The organism is Geodermatophilus normandii, from assembly GCF_003182485.1.
GTDB classification, from domain to species: Bacteria; Actinomycetota; Actinomycetes; order Mycobacteriales; family Geodermatophilaceae; genus Geodermatophilus; species Geodermatophilus normandii.
In genome coordinates, this window is the sequence record NZ_QGTX01000001.1 from 16,333 (window position 1) to 33,703 (window position 17,371).

23 protein-coding genes and 1 tRNA gene are annotated in these 17,371 nt (G+C 74.9%); 14 read left to right on the forward strand and 10 right to left on the reverse strand.

Annotated elements, in window-relative coordinates; all coding sequences use genetic code 11:
- Positions 1-5 precede the first annotated feature (5 nt).
- From JD79_RS00080 to JD79_RS00090, 3 genes are read left to right on the forward strand one after another with little or no spacing between them, the layout of a single operon-like run.
- The gene (locus JD79_RS00080) at positions 6-947 is read left to right on the forward strand and encodes a 3-hydroxyacyl-CoA dehydrogenase NAD-binding domain-containing protein (RefSeq protein ID WP_211307800.1); all 942 of its coding nucleotides are present in this window, start codon (positions 6-8) and stop codon (positions 945-947) included.
- Positions 947-1,684, forward strand: a complete 738-nt coding sequence (locus tag JD79_RS00085) for an acetoacetate decarboxylase (RefSeq protein ID WP_110003886.1) — start codon at positions 947-949, stop codon at positions 1,682-1,684. The genes JD79_RS00080 and JD79_RS00085 overlap by 1 nt, the downstream gene beginning before the upstream one ends.
- A 36-nt stretch (positions 1,685-1,720) precedes the next feature.
- Complete coding sequence (locus tag JD79_RS00090; RefSeq protein ID WP_110003887.1) at positions 1,721-2,941, forward strand: CaiB/BaiF CoA transferase family protein; 1,221 nt, start codon at positions 1,721-1,723, stop codon at positions 2,939-2,941.
- 5 nt (positions 2,942-2,946) lie between these two features.
- Here the strand turns inward: JD79_RS00090 and JD79_RS00095 are convergent, their stop codons facing one another.
- Complete coding sequence (locus JD79_RS00095) at positions 2,947-3,174, reverse strand: hypothetical protein (RefSeq protein WP_110003888.1); 228 nt, start codon at positions 3,172-3,174, stop codon at positions 2,947-2,949.
- 264 nt (positions 3,175-3,438) lie between these two features.
- Between JD79_RS00095 and JD79_RS00100 the strand changes: the two genes are divergently transcribed.
- On the forward strand, positions 3,439-3,684 hold the full coding sequence (locus JD79_RS00100) for a hypothetical protein (RefSeq protein WP_110007262.1): 246 nt from the start codon (positions 3,439-3,441) through the stop codon (positions 3,682-3,684).
- A gap of 7 nt (positions 3,685-3,691) precedes the next feature.
- Here JD79_RS00100 and JD79_RS00105 read toward each other — a convergent pair whose 3' ends face one another.
- From JD79_RS00105 to JD79_RS00120, 4 genes are all read right to left on the reverse strand, one after another.
- The gene (locus tag JD79_RS00105) at positions 3,692-3,973 is read right to left on the reverse strand and encodes a MoaD/ThiS family protein (protein WP_110003889.1); all 282 of its coding nucleotides are present in this window, start codon (positions 3,971-3,973) and stop codon (positions 3,692-3,694) included.
- Positions 3,974-3,983: 10 nt separating this feature from the next.
- Complete coding sequence (locus JD79_RS00110; RefSeq protein WP_110003890.1) at positions 3,984-5,066, reverse strand: sialidase family protein; 1,083 nt, start codon at positions 5,064-5,066, stop codon at positions 3,984-3,986.
- Between the two features lie 86 nt (positions 5,067-5,152).
- Positions 5,153-5,584 carry a hypothetical protein gene (locus JD79_RS00115; RefSeq protein WP_110003891.1) on the reverse strand — a complete coding sequence of 144 codons (432 nt, stop codon included), beginning with the start codon at positions 5,582-5,584 and terminating at the stop codon, positions 5,153-5,155.
- Positions 5,585-5,645: 61 nt separating this feature from the next.
- On the reverse strand, positions 5,646-6,827 hold the full coding sequence (locus JD79_RS00120; protein ID WP_245899454.1) for a L,D-transpeptidase: 1,182 nt from the start codon (positions 6,825-6,827) through the stop codon (positions 5,646-5,648).
- Positions 6,828-6,999: 172 nt separating this feature from the next.
- Here JD79_RS00120 and JD79_RS00125 point away from each other — a divergent pair.
- Positions 7,000-7,075: transfer RNA gene (locus tag JD79_RS00125), tRNA-Lys, on the forward strand.
- 191 nt (positions 7,076-7,266) lie between these two features.
- Here JD79_RS00125 and JD79_RS00130 read toward each other — a convergent pair.
- Positions 7,267-7,827, reverse strand: a complete 561-nt coding sequence (locus JD79_RS00130; protein WP_110003892.1) for a dihydrofolate reductase family protein — start codon at positions 7,825-7,827, stop codon at positions 7,267-7,269.
- Between the two features lie 173 nt (positions 7,828-8,000).
- Between JD79_RS00130 and JD79_RS00135 the strand changes: the two genes are divergently transcribed.
- The 3 genes from JD79_RS00135 to JD79_RS00145 all read left to right on the forward strand — a co-directional run bounded on the left by JD79_RS00135 (position 8,001) and on the right by JD79_RS00145 (position 9,944).
- Positions 8,001-8,513: a MarR family winged helix-turn-helix transcriptional regulator gene (locus tag JD79_RS00135; RefSeq protein WP_110003893.1), complete on the forward strand. Its 513-nt coding sequence runs from the start codon at positions 8,001-8,003 to the stop codon at positions 8,511-8,513.
- Positions 8,514-8,603: 90 nt separating this feature from the next.
- The gene (locus tag JD79_RS00140; protein ID WP_245899456.1) at positions 8,604-9,092 is read left to right on the forward strand and encodes a DUF5313 family protein; all 489 of its coding nucleotides are present in this window, start codon (positions 8,604-8,606) and stop codon (positions 9,090-9,092) included.
- 135 nt (positions 9,093-9,227) lie between these two features.
- The gene (locus tag JD79_RS00145; protein ID WP_110003894.1) at positions 9,228-9,944 is read left to right on the forward strand and encodes a GAF and ANTAR domain-containing protein; all 717 of its coding nucleotides are present in this window, start codon (positions 9,228-9,230) and stop codon (positions 9,942-9,944) included.
- A 23-nt stretch (positions 9,945-9,967) separates the two neighbouring features.
- Here the strand turns inward: JD79_RS00145 and JD79_RS00150 are convergent, their stop codons facing one another.
- The 3 genes from JD79_RS00150 to JD79_RS00160 are packed head-to-tail and all read right to left on the reverse strand — an operon-like array spanning position 9,968 to position 11,918.
- Positions 9,968-10,159: a DNA-binding protein gene (locus tag JD79_RS00150; RefSeq protein WP_110003895.1), complete on the reverse strand. Its 192-nt coding sequence runs from the start codon at positions 10,157-10,159 to the stop codon at positions 9,968-9,970.
- 13 nt (positions 10,160-10,172) lie between these two features.
- On the reverse strand, positions 10,173-10,766 hold the full coding sequence (locus tag JD79_RS00155; protein ID WP_110003896.1) for a hypothetical protein: 594 nt from the start codon (positions 10,764-10,766) through the stop codon (positions 10,173-10,175).
- A gap of 12 nt (positions 10,767-10,778) precedes the next feature.
- Positions 10,779-11,918: a zinc-dependent alcohol dehydrogenase gene (locus tag JD79_RS00160; RefSeq protein WP_245900293.1), complete on the reverse strand. Its 1,140-nt coding sequence runs from the start codon at positions 11,916-11,918 to the stop codon at positions 10,779-10,781.
- Positions 11,919-12,037: 119 nt separating this feature from the next.
- Between JD79_RS00160 and JD79_RS00165 the strand changes: the two genes are divergently transcribed.
- The 5 genes from JD79_RS00165 (at position 12,038) to JD79_RS00185 (ending at position 15,786) form a co-directional block, all read left to right on the forward strand.
- The gene (locus JD79_RS00165) at positions 12,038-12,376 is read left to right on the forward strand and encodes a hypothetical protein (protein WP_146220351.1); all 339 of its coding nucleotides are present in this window, start codon (positions 12,038-12,040) and stop codon (positions 12,374-12,376) included.
- Positions 12,377-12,404: 28 nt separating this feature from the next.
- Positions 12,405-13,481, forward strand: a complete 1,077-nt coding sequence (locus JD79_RS00170; protein ID WP_110003899.1) for an NAD(P)-binding domain-containing protein — start codon at positions 12,405-12,407, stop codon at positions 13,479-13,481.
- Between the two features lie 138 nt (positions 13,482-13,619).
- The gene (locus JD79_RS00175) at positions 13,620-14,540 is read left to right on the forward strand and encodes an ABC transporter ATP-binding protein (RefSeq protein ID WP_110003900.1); all 921 of its coding nucleotides are present in this window, start codon (positions 13,620-13,622) and stop codon (positions 14,538-14,540) included.
- Positions 14,537-15,355 carry an ABC-2 transporter permease gene (locus JD79_RS00180; protein ID WP_245899458.1) on the forward strand — a complete coding sequence of 273 codons (819 nt, stop codon included), beginning with the start codon at positions 14,537-14,539 and terminating at the stop codon, positions 15,353-15,355. The genes JD79_RS00175 and JD79_RS00180 overlap by 4 nt, the downstream gene beginning before the upstream one ends.
- 83 nt (positions 15,356-15,438) lie before the next feature.
- Positions 15,439-15,786, forward strand: coding sequence for a hypothetical protein (locus JD79_RS00185; RefSeq protein WP_110003901.1), 348 nt, complete (start codon positions 15,439-15,441; stop codon positions 15,784-15,786).
- 10 nt (positions 15,787-15,796) lie between these two features.
- Here the strand turns inward: JD79_RS00185 and JD79_RS00190 are convergent, their stop codons facing one another.
- On the reverse strand, positions 15,797-16,834 hold the full coding sequence (locus tag JD79_RS00190; RefSeq protein ID WP_110003902.1) for an ornithine cyclodeaminase: 1,038 nt from the start codon (positions 16,832-16,834) through the stop codon (positions 15,797-15,799).
- Positions 16,835-16,937: 103 nt separating this feature from the next.
- On the opposite strand from JD79_RS00190, the gene JD79_RS00195 reads away from it, so the two are divergent.
- Positions 16,938-17,369, forward strand: a complete 432-nt coding sequence (locus JD79_RS00195) for an Lrp/AsnC family transcriptional regulator (RefSeq protein WP_110003903.1) — start codon at positions 16,938-16,940, stop codon at positions 17,367-17,369.
- Positions 17,370-17,371 lie beyond the last annotated feature (2 nt).

A 17,371-nucleotide genomic window follows, 5' to 3' on the forward strand; every position in this document is an offset into this window, starting at 1 on the left:
CCCACGTGGACCGGAGTCAGCACACCGTCGCGGTCATCGGGGCCGGGACCATCGGACTGTCGTGGGCGGCGCTGTTCGCCGCCCACGGGCACACCGTCCGGGTGCAGGACCCGCGGCCGGGCATCGGCCCCGACGTCGAGGCGGCCGTGCGCCACCTCACCCGGCTCCAGCCCGACACCGGGGACGCCGCGGACCTGCTGACCCGCATCGAGGTCGTCGACGACGTCGAGGCCGCCGTCGCCGGTGCCGACGTCGTCCAGGAGAACGCCCCCGAGCGGCTGCCGCTCAAGCAGGAGCTGTTCGCCCGCATCGAGGCGGGGGTCGGCGAGCGGACGCTGATCGCGTCGTCGACGTCGGCGCTCATGCCCAGCGACCTCGCGCGGGAGATGCGCACGCCCGAGCGGCTCGTGGTGGGCCACCCCTTCAACCCGCCGGAGGTGCTGCCGCTGGTCGAGGTGGTGCCCGGCGAGCGCACCGCGCCGTGGGCGGTCGAGGCGGCGGTCGACTTCTACCGCTCGGTGGGCAAGAAGCCCGTCGTCCTGCACCGGGAGATCAACGGGTTCGTGGCCAACCGGCTGCAGTCGACGCTGTTCCGCGAGTGCGTGTGGCTGGTGACCCAGGGCGTCGTCAGTGCCGCGGAGCTCGACGAGATCGTCACCGAGTCGATCGGGCCGCGCTGGGCGACGGCCGGCCCGTTCGAGAGCTTCCACCTCGGCGGCGGCCCGGGCGGCATGCGGCACTTCCTCGAGCACCTCGGCCCCGGCATGGCGCGGCGGTGGAAGGTCGTCGAGCAGCCGGAGCTGGACGAGGCGACCAAGGAGCTGGTCAGCAGCCAGCTGGAGGAGCGCTTCGCCGGGCGGACCTACGAGCAGCTCACCGAGGCCCGCGACCGGGCGCAGCTGGCGGTCATCGAGGCGCGGAACGCGACGCGGGAGCGGAACGCCTGATGGACGCGGACGAGGTCCGCCGGCAGTCGACGACGCCGCTCGGGGCGCCGGCCTACCCGGCCGGCCGGTACCGCTTCACCGGCCGCGAGTACCTCAACATCCTGTACCGCACCGACGCCGAGGCGATGCGGCGCGTGGTCCCCGAGCCCCTGACCGTCGGCGACCCGCTGGTCAAGTTCGAGGTCATGCGGATGCCCGACGTCACGGGGCTGGGCTCGTTCACCGAGTCCGGGCAGGTGCTGCAGGTCGAGTACGAGGGCGAGAGCGCCGACTACCTGCACGCCATGTACGTCGACAGTCTGGCCTCGATCGCGAGCGGGCGGGAGATCAGCGCCTTCCCGAAGAAGTCGGGGACGCCGAGCCTCTACGTCGACTCCGACACCCTCGTCGGCACCCTGGACTACGGGACGCTGCGGGTGGCCACCGCGACCATGGGTTACAAGCACGCGCCGATGAGCGACGAGGACGCGATCGCCCAGATCGGCCGGCCCACCTTCGGCCTGAAGATGCTGCCCGGCTACGACCGGCGTCCCCGGGTCCTGGAACTGGCCCGCAGCCAGATCACCGACATCACGATCCGCGGCGCCTGGACCGGGCCGGCCCGGCTGCAGCTGTTCGAGCACGCGCTCGCCCCGCTCGCCGACCTGCCCGTGCGGGAGATCGTCGCGGCCAGCCACATCCTGACCGACCTGACGCTGGGCCGGGCGAGCCTCGTCTTCGACTACCTGAGCGACTGACGGCAGGAACGGACGGCGGAGAACGGAGGCACGGCGATGGTGGCACCGCTCGAGGGCGTGCGCGTGGTCGAGGTGGCCAACTGGATGGCCGCTCCCGGGGCCGCGGCGCTCATGGCCGACATGGGAGCCGACGTCGTCAAGGTCGAGCCGCTGTCCGGGGACGCGATGCGCGGGGCGACCCGGCAACCGCAGGTCCCCGAGGGGCAGGAGCCGATCGACGCCGCGTTCCAGATGGACAACCGCGGCAAGCGCAGCATCGCCGTCGCGCTCAACGACCCGCAGGGCGCCGACCTGGTGCGGCGGCTGGCCGCCCGCGCCGACGTCTTCCTCTGCAACCTGCTGCCCGGCCGGCAGTCCCGGTTCGGCCTGGACGCGCCGGCCCTGCACGCCCTCAACCCGCGGCTGGTGCACGCCACCCTCACCGGCTACGGCCCGGGCGGGCCCGACGCCGCCCGCCCCGGCTACGACCTCACCGCCTTCTTCGGGCGCGGCGCCGTCCTCGACGCGATGAGCGAGCCGGCCAACCCGGCGCCGCCGCGGCTGCGCCCGGCGCAGGGCGACCACACCGCGGCGCTGGCCCTCTTCGGCGGCGTCCTCGCGGCCCTGCGCGTGGTCGACGCCACCGGCGAGGGGCAGGTCGTGGACGTCAGCCTGCTCGGCGCCGCCGCGTGGACGATGTCCAGTGACCTGTCGGGCACGCTCATCGACGGCGTCCGGCCCACGCCCCAGGGCCGGGTGGCCCGGCCGCACGCCCTGCACGGCGGGTTCCGCTGCGCCGACGGCCGCTGGATCCTGCTGTTCATGCCCGAGCCCCGCTGGTGGGCGCCGTTCTGCGAGGCCGTGGGCCACCCCGAGTGGGCCGAGGACGAGCGCTTCGCCGGCTGGGCCGACCGGGCCCGGAACATGCCCGAGCTGACCCGGCTCATGGACGAGGCGTTCGCCACGCGGCCCTTGGCGGAGTGGTGTGCGGAGTTCGACGAGCGGGGCTTCATCTGGGGCCCGGCGTCGACCGTCTCGGAGTTCGCCGCCGACGAGCAGGCCGCCGCCGACGGGCTGTTCCCCGAGATCGCCGACGCCTCCGGCCGGCGGTTCCGCACCGTCCGCGCCCCGCTGCGCCTGCAGGGCGGCGACGTCGCCCCGCGCGGGCCGGCCCCCGCGGTCGGCGAGCACACCGAGGCCGTGCTCAGCGAGCTCGGCGTCGGCGGGGACGAGCTCGCCGCTCTGGCCCGCGACGGCGTGGTGGGCCTGCCCCGCTGAGCCGCTCAGGCCAGCCCGTCCACCGACACCCCGGCAGCGGCGAGCACCGGCAGCGGCAGCGCGCCGGCCAGCGACGGCGCGGCGGGACCGCCGCCGCGGGCGACCACCTGCCGGACGGCGGTGACCGCCCACGAGCCGTTGACCACGAGCGACAGGACCAGCGGGAGCGCTCCTGGCGCGAGCAGCTGGACGGCCTGCCCCTGCAGAGCCGGCTCACGGCCCTGCTGGTCCACGAGCTCGCGGCGGACCGCGTGCCGGGGCAGCCGCTGGACGTGACGACGGCGGCCGTGCGGGCCGTGGCGACGGCGGAGGGTCTCGACGCCGGGCAGCCCTGGATCGACGCGGCCGCCGCCCGGATCAGCGCGGGACCGCTCGGGAGCCCCGGGGCCTGACCCTCGTGTGCCCGGTGGGGCGGCTGGGACGCCTGCGCCGCCGCGATCCGGACACGCACGGCGCCGGTGCTGGCCCGGCGCGGTACCGCCTCGGACCCTGGGGTCATGACCACTGCCTACGCCTACGGAACCGCCCACGCGGTCGTGATGGTCGGCTCGGTCGGCAGCCCCGACGGCCTGCAGCCCCGGCAGATCGGTCCGGCGCACGCCACGATCGGCCGGGTCACCGGACGCAGCCGCAAGTCGCTGTGCGGCGCCTACGTGGCCGTGGACGAGCAGACGGTGTGGCCCCCGGAGGAGTACGAGGACTCCCAGCTCTGCGCCGAGTGCGCCGAGCTGGCCCGCCTCTGACCGGCGGTCAGCCCCCGGCCACCGAGGGCAGCACCTGCACCACCGCACCGGCCGGCACCGGCGTCGCCGGACCCGCGGCGAAGCGGACGTCGTCGCCGTCGACGTAGACGTTGACGAACCGGCGCACCTGCCCCGCCTCGTCGCGGATGCGCCGCTCCAGGACCGGGTGGGTGGACGCCAGCGCGTCGAGCAGCCCGGCCAGCGTGCCGTCGGCCGGGTCCACCTCGAGCCGCCGCGAACCGCCGGCGAGGTCGGCCAGGACGCCGGGCAGGAGCACCTGCACGCTCACGACGGGCCGCTCACGGCAGCGCCGCCGCCCGGACGCACAGGACGTCGGGCAGGTGGTCGGCGACGAGCGTGAACGAGTCGCCCTCGTCGCGGCTGGAGTAGACGCAGCCGTCACGCGTCCCCACGTGCACGCCTGTCGGGTCGCCCTCGTCGACGCAGACGGCGTCGCGCAGGACCGCCGTCCAGGAGCCGTCGGGCAGGCCCGCGCCGAGCTCGGTCCAGGTGGCGCCGGCGTCGCGGGTGCGGTGCACGCGCAGCCGCCCGCCGGGGGGCACCCGCTCGGCGTCGGCGACCAGCGGCACCACCCAGGCGGTGCCCGGGGTGCGCGGCGAGGCCACGACCGGGAAGCCGAAGTCGACCGGCAGCCCGCCGGCGATCGACGTCCACGACGCGCCGGCGTCGTCGGTGCGGAGGACGCCGAAGTGGTTCTGCGCGTACAGGCGGTCGGGATCGGCGGCGTCGGCGGCGACCTTGTGCACGCACTGGCCGTACTCGGGCGCCGGCCCGGGCAGGAACGGCGTGGGGATGCCGGAGTTCCGCGGCTCCCAATTCTCGGCGCCGTCCTCGCTGACGTAGACGCCGCCGGTGCTCATGGCCACCAGCACCCGGTCGGTCGTGGGGTGCGGGATGACGGTGTGCACCGCTCCCCCACCGGCGCCGGGCGCCCAGTCCGGCCGGTGCGGGTGGTCCCAGAGGCCGCGGACGAGGGCGAAGCTGCGGCCGCCGTCGTCGCTGCGCCACAGCGAGTGCGGCTCGCAGCCGGCCCACACGACGCCGGGACGGTCGGCGGTGTCGGGACGGATCTGCCAGACGCGGGCCAGCGCGGCACCGGTGTCGGCCGGGAAGCGGATCGCGCCGTCGTCGGTCTCGGTCCAGGTGCGGCCCAGGTCGTCGGACCAGGTGACCGTGGGACCCCAGTGGCCGTACTGCACCCCGGCGAGCACCCGCGGGACCGGTCCGCGGGTGTCGACGGCGAGCGCCGCGACCTCCCGCGACAGCAGGTGCGGCCCGTCGAGGGTCCAGGTGCGGCGGTCGTCGTCGCTGCGGGCCAGCCACAGCCCCTTGCGCGTGCCGATGGCGAGCAGGTCGGCCACGGTCCCTCCGAGGGATCGGCGGGGCCCGGCGGACCCCTCCCGACACCTCTGACCGCGGCCGCCCCGGGAACTGAGCGGTGTCCCGCTCAGCGGCGGGTGGCGCCCCCGGGGCCGTCGCCGGTGACCGGGGCGGAGCCGTCCGTGTGCCGGCCGGTGTGCCCGTCGGCCAGCCCCGGGGCGAGGCGCTCGGCCTCCGCGCGCAGCTTCTCCGCCGCCGTGGCGTGCTCCCTGGCCGCCTCGGCCCGCTGCCGGGCCTCCTGCTCGGCCAGGCGGGTGCGCTCCTCGACCTCGGCGCGCTCCCGGCGGGCGCGGGCGGCCTGCTCCTCGGCGGCCGCCTGCTCCTTCTCCGCCTGTGCGCCGCGCAGGCGGGCCTCCTCGAGGTGCTCCCGCGCCTGGATGCGCTGCTGCTCCCGGCGCTTCGCGCCGGCCACCCGGCTGCGCTTGGCCAGCGCCAGACCGACCAGCGCGAGCACCACCAGTGCGACGACGACGATCAGGACGATCAACCAGGTGTCCACGACGCTCCCCTTCCCAGAGACCGTCGGGATCTTCCCGCCGCGCGGTCCCAGGAAACGGAGATCACTTGAGCGCGCTGCCCGCCTGCCACTGGTCCCACGGGATCGTCCAGTCGGCGATGCTCGAGGTCAGCGGTCCGGCGTCGGAGTTCTGGATCTCGACGACGTCCCCGGGCTGGGAGAAGTCGTAGAACCAGCGGGCGTTCTCGGTCGAGAGGTTGATGCACCCGTGCGAGACGTTGGTGTTGCCCTGCTGGGCCACCGACCACGGGGCGGCGTGCACGAACTCGCCGTTGTCCGACAGGCGCACGGCCCACTGGACCGGGGTCCGGTAGCCGCCGGGGCTGTCGGCGGGGACGCCGTAGGTGCTGGAGTCCATGATCCGGTCGGCGTTGAGCTCGGTGACCACGTGCGGGCCGTTGTAGCTCGGGTTGTCCGGGCTGCCCGCGCTCATCGGCCAGTCCTGCACCAGCCGGTCGCCGTCGTAGACCTGCATGCGGTGGGTCGAGGCGTCGGCGACGGAGACGTGCCGGTCGCCCACGTGGAAGGACACCGTGCGGTCCTTCTCCCCCCAGACGCCGTTGCCCATGTCGACGCCGTAGAGGTCGGCGTCGACGGTCACGTCCGTCTGCGCCGGCCAGTACTGCGAGGGCCGGAAGTGCACCTCGGTGTCGCTCAGCCAGCTCCACACCCCGTCGGTCGGGGTGGAGCTGGTGACGCGCAGGTGGCTCTCGACGGCCGCCTTGTCGACGACCGGCTGCTCGAAGTAGACGCGGATCGGCATGCCGACGCCGACGGTCTGGCCGTCCAGGGGGCCGATGGAGGGCGTGGTCACCGTCTCGGGGGTGGCGGTGGTGAAGGTGCTGGTGGCCTCGGCCGGCTCCGCGTCGGCGCCCTCGGCCGTGGCGGTGAGGGTGTAGGTGGTGCCGTAGGCCAGCGGCTCCTGCGGCGTCCACACCTCGGTGCCCTCGGTGGCGCCGTCGGTGACCTCCCCGGGCACGGCGGCACCCGCACCGTCGCTGACGCTGACGCCGGTGAGCTCGCCGTCGGTGACGGAGATCTCCACCGGGTCCGCCGGGGCGACGTCGGCCGCCCCGTCGGCGGGCGCGAGCGAGAGCTGCACGGGCGCGGCGGGCGCCGAGGACGAGGCGCTCGAGGAGGCCGACGACGGGCCGCCGTCGTCCCCGGTGCACCCGCTGAGCAGGGCCAGCGCCCCCACCGCGATCAGCGCAGCTGTCCGTCGCACCCTCGTCGTCCCCTCGTCCCGCCTGACCGGGCCCGGCAGCGGGCACGGCTGTACCCGCACCAGTGTCCACGCTGATCACGGAACCGGGGCGTTCGCCACCCGGGACCCCCGGGCGGGACGCCGCCGGCCGCTGGTATCGTTCTCCCTCGTGGCCCGGTGAGCCGGGAGACACGCGCCATTAGCTCAATTGGCAGAGCAGCTGACTCTTAATCAGCGGGTTCGGGGTTCGAGTCCCTGATGGCGCACCAGGCCGAGAGGCCCATGACCTGCACGTCGACGTACTCCCGTAGCAGAGGCGGGGGCGTTGCGGGGAGCCCGCGTCACGGACCTGGTCGCCGGTCGAAGCGCATGTCCATCCACGGCAGCCAGACGCCGCCCACACCTCGCGTTCCCGGCAGGGGCGCCACGTGCTCGTCGCGCATCCTGCTCACCTCGGTCGTCAGCGGGTGGCGTAGCGCTGCAGGGTGATGCCGCTGACGAAGGCCCGCGAGCCCGTCAGCCGCAGCCGCGGGACCTCGTAGCCGTCGGGGAAGAGCCGGCGCCCGCGGCCCTGCACGGCCGGGTAGACGAAGAGGCGGTACTCGTCGACCAAGCCTGCGGTGATGAGGGTGTGCGCCAGGCTGATGCTGCCGGTCAGCACGATGTCCTGGCCCGGCTGCTCCTCGAGCGCCGCGACCTCGCTCACCGGGTCGCCGGAGAGGACGGTCGAGTTCTCCCACTGCGGGTCGGTCAGCGTCGTGGAGACGACGTACTTGTGCACCCGGTTCAGGTGGTCGCTGACGCCGGTGGGGTACTCGGTCTGCTGCGGCCAGAAGTCGCGGAAGTCCTCGAAGGTCTGCCGGCCCAGCAGGAGGGCGTCGGCCTGGCTGTCCTGCCGGTGGTTCTCCTCGACGAGGTCGCTGGTGTCGGCGTCGCCGGAGCCGAGCGGGGAGAACCAGTCGGTGATCATCTCGATGGACCCGTCGACGGTGGTGTTCTGCGTGATGGCCAGCGTGCGCACGTCGTCCCCTCCTCCGGGCGCACCCACCCGACCCCCGGTGGGCGGTCGGTGAGGCGCCGTCACGGTGCGGTCACCACCAGGGACCCCTCCGCCGGCCGGAACTCGTCGTCCGCACCGACGGACCATCGTTGGCACACCAACCGTTGGCGCCACCGGAGTCATAGGCTGGCCGGGTGACGACCAGCGAGACGCCTCAGTGGCCGCTCGAGTCGGAGGACGTGCTCGCCCTCGACCGGCAGGTGTGCTTCGCCCTGTCGGTGGCCGCGCGCAACGTCGTGGCCGTCTACCGGCCCGTCCTCGAGCCGCTGGGTCTCACGCACCCGCAGTACCTCGTGATGCTGGCGTTGTGGCAGCACGGGTCGCTGTCGGTCAAGAGGCTGTCCGGGCTGTTGCAGCTGGACCCCGGCACGCTCTCGCCCCTGCTCAAGCGGCTCGAGGCCGCCGGACTGCTGCGGCGCGAGCGGGATCCGGAGGACCAGCGCAACCTGGCCCTCACCCTCACCGACAGGGGCCTGGCGCTGCGCGAGCAGGCGGAGAGGATCCCGGCCGGCATCGTGCACCGACTCGGCATGCCGCTGGACGACCTGGTCAGCCTGCACGGGGCGCTCACCCGTGTCATCGCGGCCTCGCAGCAGGCGCTCGCGGGCACGGCGGACGGCGCATCGCCGGAGACGACCGTCGCGTGACCTGCGCGGCGGCGGAGACGGCCTGTTAGCCTGCTAACAGTTGGTGCCCCAATCCTTTGTCCCCCACGGGATGCGGAGGACCATGAGGACGTGGCCGTCATCGAGCAGGAGCACGCGAACGACATGAGCAACCCCACGGCGGGAGCCGCCTCCGACGAGCCGATCGTGCGGCCCGCCGTGCACCGGTGGCTGTGGTACGCCCTCGGCGGCGGCCTCCCCCGGCGCAACCGCGGCTGGGTGCTGTTCGACACCACCACCGGCACCTGGTGGGCGCGGCACGTCGTGCGCAGCCTGGTGCAGATGGCGGTCCCGATCCTCGCCGTGATGCTGGTGCTGCCGGCGGGATGGGGGCTGCGGATCGCCGTCGCCGGCGGTGGCGTCGCCCTCGGGCTCGTGTACTCCCTCGCCTACATGGTCGAGGCCACGGAGAACCGGGTCGTCAAGGCCGGCTACCCCGTGGGCATCGCCGGCGCCATCCGTGAGGAGCGGTGGGAGGCGCGGGAGGAGAAGGACCGCGCGCGCCGCCGGGCCGCCGCGGCGAAGCGGGCCGCCCGCTACCGCGACCGCACCGGTCACTGACCCGACCGGCTCCTCGACGGCGGCCCCAGGGCCGGACGACGGTCACGCGGTCGGCAAGGCGGCGACCCGGCGAGGGCGGGCATACTCGTCCGCTGTTCGGTTGTGCGCGATCGGTCGGGGCGGGTGAGCGTGACGATGACGGGCCCACGGTCCGCGCAGGACGGCACCGTCGACGTGGTGCAGATGCTCGACCGGTTCGAAGGCGTCGCCGGCTTCCTCGACTCCCTGGTCCGGTGGGCGGTGGAGCGGACCCCGGGTGCCGAGGCGTGCGGGTTGACCCTCGAGCAGACCGGCGGACCGCGGACCGTCACCTACAGCGGCGAGCTGGCCGCCCGGGGGGACGAGCGCCAGTACGAGCTCGACGACGGCCCGTGCCTGCAGTCCCTGCGCACCGGTCGGGTCGTCCGGGTTCCCGACATGGCCCGCGAGCAGCGCTGGGGCCGCTATCCCCGGCGGGCCCTGGACGCCGGCGTGCACGCGTCCCTGTCCTTCCCCCTGACGGTGGGCACCCGCGGCCGGGGCGCGCTCAACCTCTACGCCAGCCGGCCGGACGCCTTCACCGACGCCGACGAGCGGCTGGGCCGGTCCTGGGCCGCCCAGGCCAGCGGTGCGCTCTCGGTGGCCTGGCGGATGGCCGCGGGAGAGGAGACGGTGGACAACCTCACCCAGGCCGTGACCACCAGGCAGGAGATCGGCCAGGCCGTCGGGCTGCTGATGGCCCAGCGCCGGTGCACCGCCGACGAGGCGTTCGCCCTCCTCAAGGGCGCCAGCCAGCGCAGCAACGAGAAGCTGCGCGAGGTGGCGCAGCGGATCGTCGCCGGCCACGAGGACGACGTCCGCGCCTCACGCTGACCGACCCACCGGGCCGGGGCGGGTCAGCCGAGGCGCAGACCGTGGGCGGCCAGCGCCTCGTCGAGGACGCGCAGCGCCTTCGGGCCCACGCCGTGCAGCGCGGCCAGCGTCGCGCGCGGGACACCGGCCAGCTGCCCGAGCCCGGTGTAGCCGGCCAGCTGCAGCGCCCGGGTGGCCGGCCGCCCGATCGGGGGCAGCTCGCCGAGCGGCGTCACGGCGCGGACGCTCTCAGCCGCGGACGGCGCGGACCAGCTTCCGCACCCCGAGGACCGCACCGCCGACGCCGGCGACCCACGGCCCCAGGACGACCACCGGGTCGAGCAACTGGTGCCGGACGTCGGAGCGCCCGCGCCGCGACCGCAGCCCGCCGCGGGTGAGCTCCGTCCTCAGCCCGGTCGCCGGCACGTCGGGCCGGCCGGAGGCGAAGGACCGCAGGTGGTGCTCCCACGCGTCCACCCGGTCGCCGACCACCAGCAGTCCCCAGTGCGCCAGCCGGCCCTCGCTGAAGCGGGCGTAGGCGAACCGCCGGATCGCCCCGGACAGGCCCTTCAGCGGCTGGGCGGTGCCGAACACCGGCGTGACGAAGGCGTGCTCGATCGAGTGCTCGCGGCCCTCGCTGCCCGGCTGCCGCTCCGGGAAGTCCCAGTGGGCGCCGGTGTCGGCCGGGTACTGCAGCCGCGGGTACGACGGCCGGTCGGCGGGGTCGAGGTCGGCGCCCCAGCCGGGGATGCGGGCGCGCAGCTCCTCCCGGCTCGGCGGAGGCGTGCGCTTGTCCCGGACGTAGGCGCTCGGGACGTCGCCCGGGACGTCGGTGCTGGTCATCGTCGCTCTCCCTCAGGCCGCGTCGGGCACGATCAGCGGCTTGATGCAGCCGTCGAGCTTGCTGGAGAACACGTGGTAGGCCTCCGCGATGTCCTCGAGCGGGAAGCGGTGGGTGACCACCTCGCGCGGGGTCAGGTGGCCGTTGCGCACGTGCTCGAACATCCGCGGCCACTGCCGCTTCACCGGCGTCTGGTTCATCCGCAGGGTGAGGCCCTTGTTCAGGGCGTCGCCGAACTTCACCGCGTTGGGGATCGGCCCGTAGGCGCCCACCACCGAGACGGTGCCGCCCTTGCGGACGCCGTCGATCGCCCAGTTGAGCGCGACCGGCGACCCGCCCTGCAGCTTGAGCTTGGTGCCCGTGACCTGCTGGAGGAAGTTGCCGTCGGCCTCCGCGCCCACCGCCTCGATGACGACGTCGGCGCCCAGGTAGTCGGTCTGCTTCTTCAGCTCGACGACGACGTCGTCGTACTCGTCGTAGTCCAGCGTCTCGGCGTGGGCCATCGTCCGCGCCTTCTCCAGCCGCTCCTGCAGGTGGTCGACGACGATCACCCGGCCCGCGCCCATCAGCCACGAGGACTGCGCCGCGACCAGTCCGACCGGCCCGGCGCCGAGCACGACGACGGTGTCCCCCTCGGCGATCTCGCCGAGCTGGGCGCCGAAGTAGCCGGTCGCGGCGGCGTCGGTGAGGCAGACGGCGTCCTCGTCGTGCATCCAGTCGGGGATCCTCGCGGGGCCGACGTCGGCGAACGGGACGCGCACGTACTGCGACTGGCCGCCGTCGTAGCCGCCGGTGGTGTGCGAGTAGCCGTAGATGCCGCCGACCGCCGTCGCGTTGGGGTTGACGTTGTGGCAGTTCGAGTACAGCCCGCGGGCGCAGAACCAGCAGGAACCGCAGAAGACGTTGAACGGCACCATCACCCGGTCGCCGACCTGCAGGTTCTGCACCGACGGGCCGACCCGTTCCACCACGCCGATGAACTCGTGGCCGAACGTGTGGCCGATCCGGGTGTCCGGCATGAGCCCGTGGTAGAGGTGCAGGTCGGAGCCGCAGATCGCGGCCAGCGTGACCCGGACGATCGCGTCGTTCGGGTGCTCGATCGCCGGGACGTCCTTGTCCTCGACCCGGATCTTGTACGGGCCTCGGTAGACCATCGCGCGCACGCCGTACCCCTCTCGTTCGTCGTGCCGGGCCCCGGTCCTCGGCGTCCCCGCAGCCGTGCCCGCCGTCTAGAGCCCGGAAACCGCTCGACGCGGTCCCTAACGTCGGGCGCATGACCACTCCCCCCGTGCTCGAGCCGGTGCACCGTCCGGAGGACGGCGAGCTCGTCGGCCACCTGACCGCTGCCGCCGGCCGCGACGGGTGGACCGCGCACGCCGTGTTCGGCGCACCGCTGCGGACCCTCCGCACCCGCGAGGAGGCCGTGTCCTTCCTGCGCACCCGCGGGCTGGCGCTGCTCGCCGACCGCTGGACCTACACGCCCGCCGACGGCGAGCCGCGCACCGCGTGGCTGGTCGAGGCCCGCCCCGGCGCCGTCGTCGTCCGGTTCGGGTACGACCCGGCGTCGGTGCCGCTCACCGGCCCGGAGCTGGAGCGGCTGACCCCGGCATAGCCGGCGGGCCCGCCGGCGTTCCGCGGGTGTGAGCAGCCCGCGGGACGTCGACGTCGTGGTGATCGGTGCGGGCCAGGCCGGCCTGTCCGCCGCGTACCACCTGGCGCGGCAGGGGTTCGCGCCCGGCAGCGGCTCCGTCGTCCTCGACGGCGACGCCGCACCGGGCGGGGCCTGGCAGCACCGCTGGCCCTCGCTCACCCTGGCGACGACGCACCGGGTGCACGAGCTGCCCGGCCTGCCCTTCGCCCCGGCGTCGGAGGAGCTGCCCGCGGCCGAGGCGGTGCCGGCCTACTTCGCCGAGTACGAGCGGCGCTTCGGCCTGGCGGTGCAGCGGCCGGTGCGGGTGTCCGCGGTCCGCCGCGGCGGTGACGGGCGCTTCCTCGTCGAGTCCGACCGCGGGGTGTGGCGGGCGCGCGGCGTCGTCAACGCCACCGGCACCTGGACCCGGCCGTTCGTGCCGCACTACCCGGGCCGGGAGACCTTCCGCGGCCGGCAGCTGCACACCGTCGGCTACCGGGGCGCGGCGGAGTTCGCCGGGCGGTCGGTGGTGGTCGTGGGCGGCGGGGCCTCGGCGGTGCAGCTGCTCGGCGAGATCGCCCCGGTCGCGCGCACCACCTGGGTGACCCGCCGCCCGCCGGTGTGGCGCCAGGGCCCCTTCGGCGAGCAGCAGGGCCGGGAGGCGGTGGCGCGGGTCGAGGCCGCCGTCCGCGCCGGCCGGATGCCCGGCAGCGTCGTCGGCGTGACCGGCCTCGTGGTCACCCCGTGGGTGCGCCGGGCCCTGGACGACGGCGTCCTCACCCGGCTGCCGGTCTTCGACCGCCTCACCCCCGACGGCGTGGCCTGGGACGACGGCCGCTTCGTGCCCGCCGACGTGGTCCTCTGGGCCACCGGCTTCCGCGCCGCGGTGGGCCACCTCGCGCCGCTGCGGCTGCGCACCCGCGACGGCGTCATCCCGGTCGAGGGCACCACCGCCGTCGACGAGCCGCGCCTGCAACTGGTCGGCTACGGGCCGAGCGCGAGCACCATCGGCGCCAACCGGGCCGGGCGCAGCGCGGCGGTGGCGCTGCGCCGCCAGCTCGGCGCCGGCCTCGCCCGGACCGCCTGACCCGGGCGATCCCCCGGAGCCGGGTGGGGGTCGGTCCAGGGTCGGGTCGGGGGTCCTCCCGGATGTGCCGGGGACACCCCTGCCGGGAGCCTTCCCGTCCATGACCTCCTCGCCCTGCCCCACCCCGGCGGTGACCCGGTGATCGTCGCCAGCGGACTCACCAAGCGCTACGGCGACCGGGTCGCCGTCGACCGCGTCTCCTTCACCGTCCGGCCCGGCCGGGTCACCGGTTTCCTCGGGCCCAACGGCGCGGGCAAGTCGACGACGATGCGCATGGTCATCGGCCTGGACCGGCCCACCGAGGGCACGGTCACCGTCGACGGCGTCCGCTACCTCGACTGCCCCGCTCCCCTGCGCGCGGTCGGCGCCCTGCTCGAGGCGCGGGCACTGCACCCGGGCCGCACCGCCTGGGCGCACCTGCGCTGGATGGCCGCGTCCAACGGCATCCCCGCGTCCCGCGTCGACGAGGTGCTCGGCCTGGTCGGCCTGGAGGGGGTGGCCGGCCAGCGGGTCGGCCGGTTCTCACTCGGCATGGGCCAGCGGCTGGGCATCGCGGCCGCGCTGCTCGGCGACCCGCCGGTCGTCGTCCTCGACGAGCCGGTCAACGGCCTGGACCCCGAGGGCATCCGCTGGGTGCGCACCCTGGCCCGCGACCTCGCCGCCGAGGGCCGCACGGTGCTCGTCTCCAGCCACCTCATGGCCGAGATGGCGCTGACCGCCGACCACCTGGTCGTCATCGGCCGCGGCCGGGTGCTCGCCGACCTCCCGACCGCCGACTTCATCGCCGAGCACGCCGCCTCCCACGTGCGCGTGCGCACCCCGCAGCCCGGCGAGCTCGCCGAGCTGCTGCGGCGCTCGGGCGCCGACGTCACCCGCGACGGCGACGAGCTGCGCGTGCAGGGCGTCGACGCCGCCGCCACCGGCGAGCTCGCCGCGGGCGCGGGCCTCGTCCTGCACGAGCTCGGCCTCGTCCGCTCCTCCCTCGAGGACGCCTTCATGACCCTGACCGCCGGCAGCGTCGAGTTCGCCGCCGCCCGTCCCGCCGAGGTGACCCGGTGACCGCTCCCGCGCTGACCTCCCCCCGCACCGCGCCCGCGCCCGCCCGGGGCGCCGGCCTGCCCCGCGCGCTGCACGCGGAGTGGATCAAGCTCTGGACGGTGCGCTCGACCGGCTGGTCGGTGGCCGCGATGGTCGCCCTCGGCGCCGGGCTCACCACGCTGGTGTGCGCGCTGGTGGCCCCGGAGCTGGCCGGCGGCCAGGAGAGCGAGCCGATCGGGGCCTTCATCACCTGGGGGCTGCTGTTCGCCCAGGTGACCGCCGTGGTGCTCGGCGCGCTGACCGTCACCGCCGAGTACGGCACCGGGATGATCCGCGCGACGCTCGCCGCCACGCCGCGCCGCGGCACGGTGCTGGCCGCCAAGGCGCTGGTGCTCAGCGGCACGCTGTTCGTCGCCGGCGTCGTCACCGCGTTCCTCGGCTGGCTGGGCGGCAACGCGTTCCTGTCCGCGGAGGGCATCGGCATCTCCCTCGGCGACGACGGGATGCTGCGCTCGCTGCTCGGCAGCGGCCTCTACATGGCCGGGCTGGGCCTGCTGGCGATGGCCGTCGGCCTGCTGCTGCGCTCCACCGCGGCGGCGGTGTCGGTGGTGCTCGCGCTGGTGTTCCTGGTGGGCAACCTGGTGATGCTGCTGCCCGGCTCCCTCGGCGAGTGGCTGACCAAGCTGATGCCGGGCAACGCCGGGTCGCGGATCGCCATGCCCGAGTCGTTCAACCCGCTGCTGCTCGACCCGTGGCCCGGGTTCGCCGTCTTCGCCGCCGAGGTCGCCGTCGTCCTCGCCGTCGCGGCGGTGACCTTCTCCCGCCGGGACGCCTGACGAAGGACCCCCTCGCCCCCGGACCTCGCACGCTCGGTCCGGGCCCCTGCGAGGGGGCCTTCCCCGCACGGCACAGTAGGGGGGTGACCTCCCCCGACCCCACCGCCCTCGGCCGCGAGCGCGCCGACCAGTTGCTGGCCCGGCTGGAGGACGGCGACGGCCCCGGTGCCGACGCCGTCCTCGCCGACGTCGACGAGGTGCGCGACCTCGTCTACGTCGGCGCCGCGCTCACCTCGCGGGCACGCAGCGAGGCGCGGGCGCTGCCGCCGGCCCAGCGGGCGCAGGCCAACACGCGGCAGCTCAACCTGGGCACCGTCCGCGACGCCGCCCGCAACGACCCCGCCGCGCTGCGCGCCTGGCTGCGCCGCTCGGCGGAGGAGCTGCTCCTGCTGCGCTCCCTGAAGGCCGCCGCCGACCGCATCGCCGGCTGAACCCGTCGGGTCAGGACGGGATGGGGCTGAAGGCCGACACCATGCCGAAGAGGTCCTTGGGGTCCTCCGGCTCGGCCACGAGGTCGATGTCGTCCACCCAGGGGGTGCCCCGGACGGCGTCGCGCACGTAGCGCAGGGCCGAGAGGTCCTCGATCGCGAAGCCGACCGAGTCGAAGACGGTGACCTGCGACGGCGAGGTGCGCCCGGGCGCGCGGCCGGTGAGGACCTGCCAGAGCTCGGTGACCGGGAAGTCGGCCGGCATCGCCTGGATCTCGCCCTCGATGCGGGTCTGCGGCGGGAACTCGACGAAGACCTCGACGTCGTCGCGCAGCAGGATCGTGGGGTCGAGCTCGGTCTTGCCCGGGCAGTCGCCGCCGATGGCGTTGACGTGCACCCCCGGCTCGATCCAGTCGGCCGACAGCACGGTGGCGCGGGCCTTGTCGGCGGTGCAGGTGGTGACGACGTCGGCGCCGCGCACCGCCTCGCGGCCGGACGCGGCCACGTGCACGTCGAAGCCGAGTGGCTCGAGGTTGCGGGCCAGCTTGGCCATGGCCGCCGGGTCGGTGTCCCAGACCGCCACCTCGCGGATGCCGAGGGCGGCGCGCATGCCGAGGGCCTGGAACTCCGACTGGCTGCCGGCGCCGATGAGCGCGAGGCGCCGGGAGCCGGGCCGGGCGAGGGCGCGGGCCACCATCGCCGAGGTCGCCGCGGTGCGCAGCGCGGTCAGCAGCGTCATCTCGGCGAGGAACACCGGGTAGCCGTTGGAGACGTCGGCGAGGGCGCCGAAGGCGCTCACCGTCTGGAAGCCGCGTGCCGGGTTGCTGGGGTGCCCGTTGACGTACTTGAAGGCGTAGGTCTCGCCGTCGCTGGTGGGCATCAGCTCGATGACGCCGAACGGCGTGTGGCTGCCGACCCGGGCGATCTTGTCGAAGGACTCCCACCGCCGGAAGTCGTCCTCGATGTACCGGCTCATCCCGGCGATGATCGCCTCGGGGCCGGTCTCGGCGGTCCAGCGGACCATGTTGCGCACGTCGACGAACAGCGTCATGGCCGAACGCTATTGCTGGGCGATCTGCACACACAATGAGCGAAGAGCGCGCGTTGTGCGCAGGGACTGCTCAGATCGTGGTGATCATCTGTACCTTCCGTGCATGGCTGACCTGAGCGACCTCGACCGTCGGCTGCTCGCGGCCCTGCGCGAGGACGGCCGCGCCCCGGTGGCCGGGCTGGCCCGCCGCCTGGGGGTCACGCGGGCCACGGTGACCAGCCACCTCGACCGGCTCGTGGCCGAGGACGTCATCGTCGGGTTCACCGCGCGGGTGCGGGACGAGTCCGCGGCCGGCGGCGTGCGGGCGGTCTCGCTCATCGAGGTCGAGGGCCGCTCCACCGACGACGTCATCCGGCGGCTGCGCGGCTTCCCCGAGATCGAGTCGATGCACTCCACCAACGGCGCCTGGGACCTCGTCGCCGAGCACCGCACGACCGACCTCGTCGAGTTCGACCGGCTGCTCAACCGGATCCGGTCGGTGCCCGGCGTGATCAACAGCCAGACGAGCCTGCTGCTGACCTCCGTCCTGCGCTGAGC

Coding starts and splice junctions, on each gene's coding strand:
- JD79_RS00145 (WP_110003894.1), top strand. CDS start 9,228: ATGACGGGCCCACGGTCCGCGCAGGACGGCACCGTCGACGTGGTGCAG.
- JD79_RS00195 (WP_110003903.1), top strand. CDS start 16,938: ATGGCTGACCTGAGCGACCTCGACCGTCGGCTGCTCGCGGCCCTGCGC.
- JD79_RS00090 (WP_110003887.1), top strand. CDS start 1,721: ATGGTGGCACCGCTCGAGGGCGTGCGCGTGGTCGAGGTGGCCAACTGG.
- JD79_RS00085 (WP_110003886.1), top strand. CDS start 947: ATGGACGCGGACGAGGTCCGCCGGCAGTCGACGACGCCGCTCGGGGCG.
- JD79_RS00165 (WP_146220351.1), top strand. CDS start 12,038: ATGACCACTCCCCCCGTGCTCGAGCCGGTGCACCGTCCGGAGGACGGC.
- JD79_RS00100 (WP_110007262.1), top strand. CDS start 3,439: ATGACCACTGCCTACGCCTACGGAACCGCCCACGCGGTCGTGATGGTC.
- JD79_RS00190 (WP_110003902.1), bottom strand. CDS start 16,834: ATGACGCTGTTCGTCGACGTGCGCAACATGGTCCGCTGGACCGCCGAG.
- JD79_RS00155 (WP_110003896.1), bottom strand. CDS start 10,766: ATGACCAGCACCGACGTCCCGGGCGACGTCCCGAGCGCCTACGTCCGG.
- JD79_RS00160 (WP_245900293.1), bottom strand. CDS start 11,918: ATGGTCTACCGAGGCCCGTACAAGATCCGGGTCGAGGACAAGGACGTC.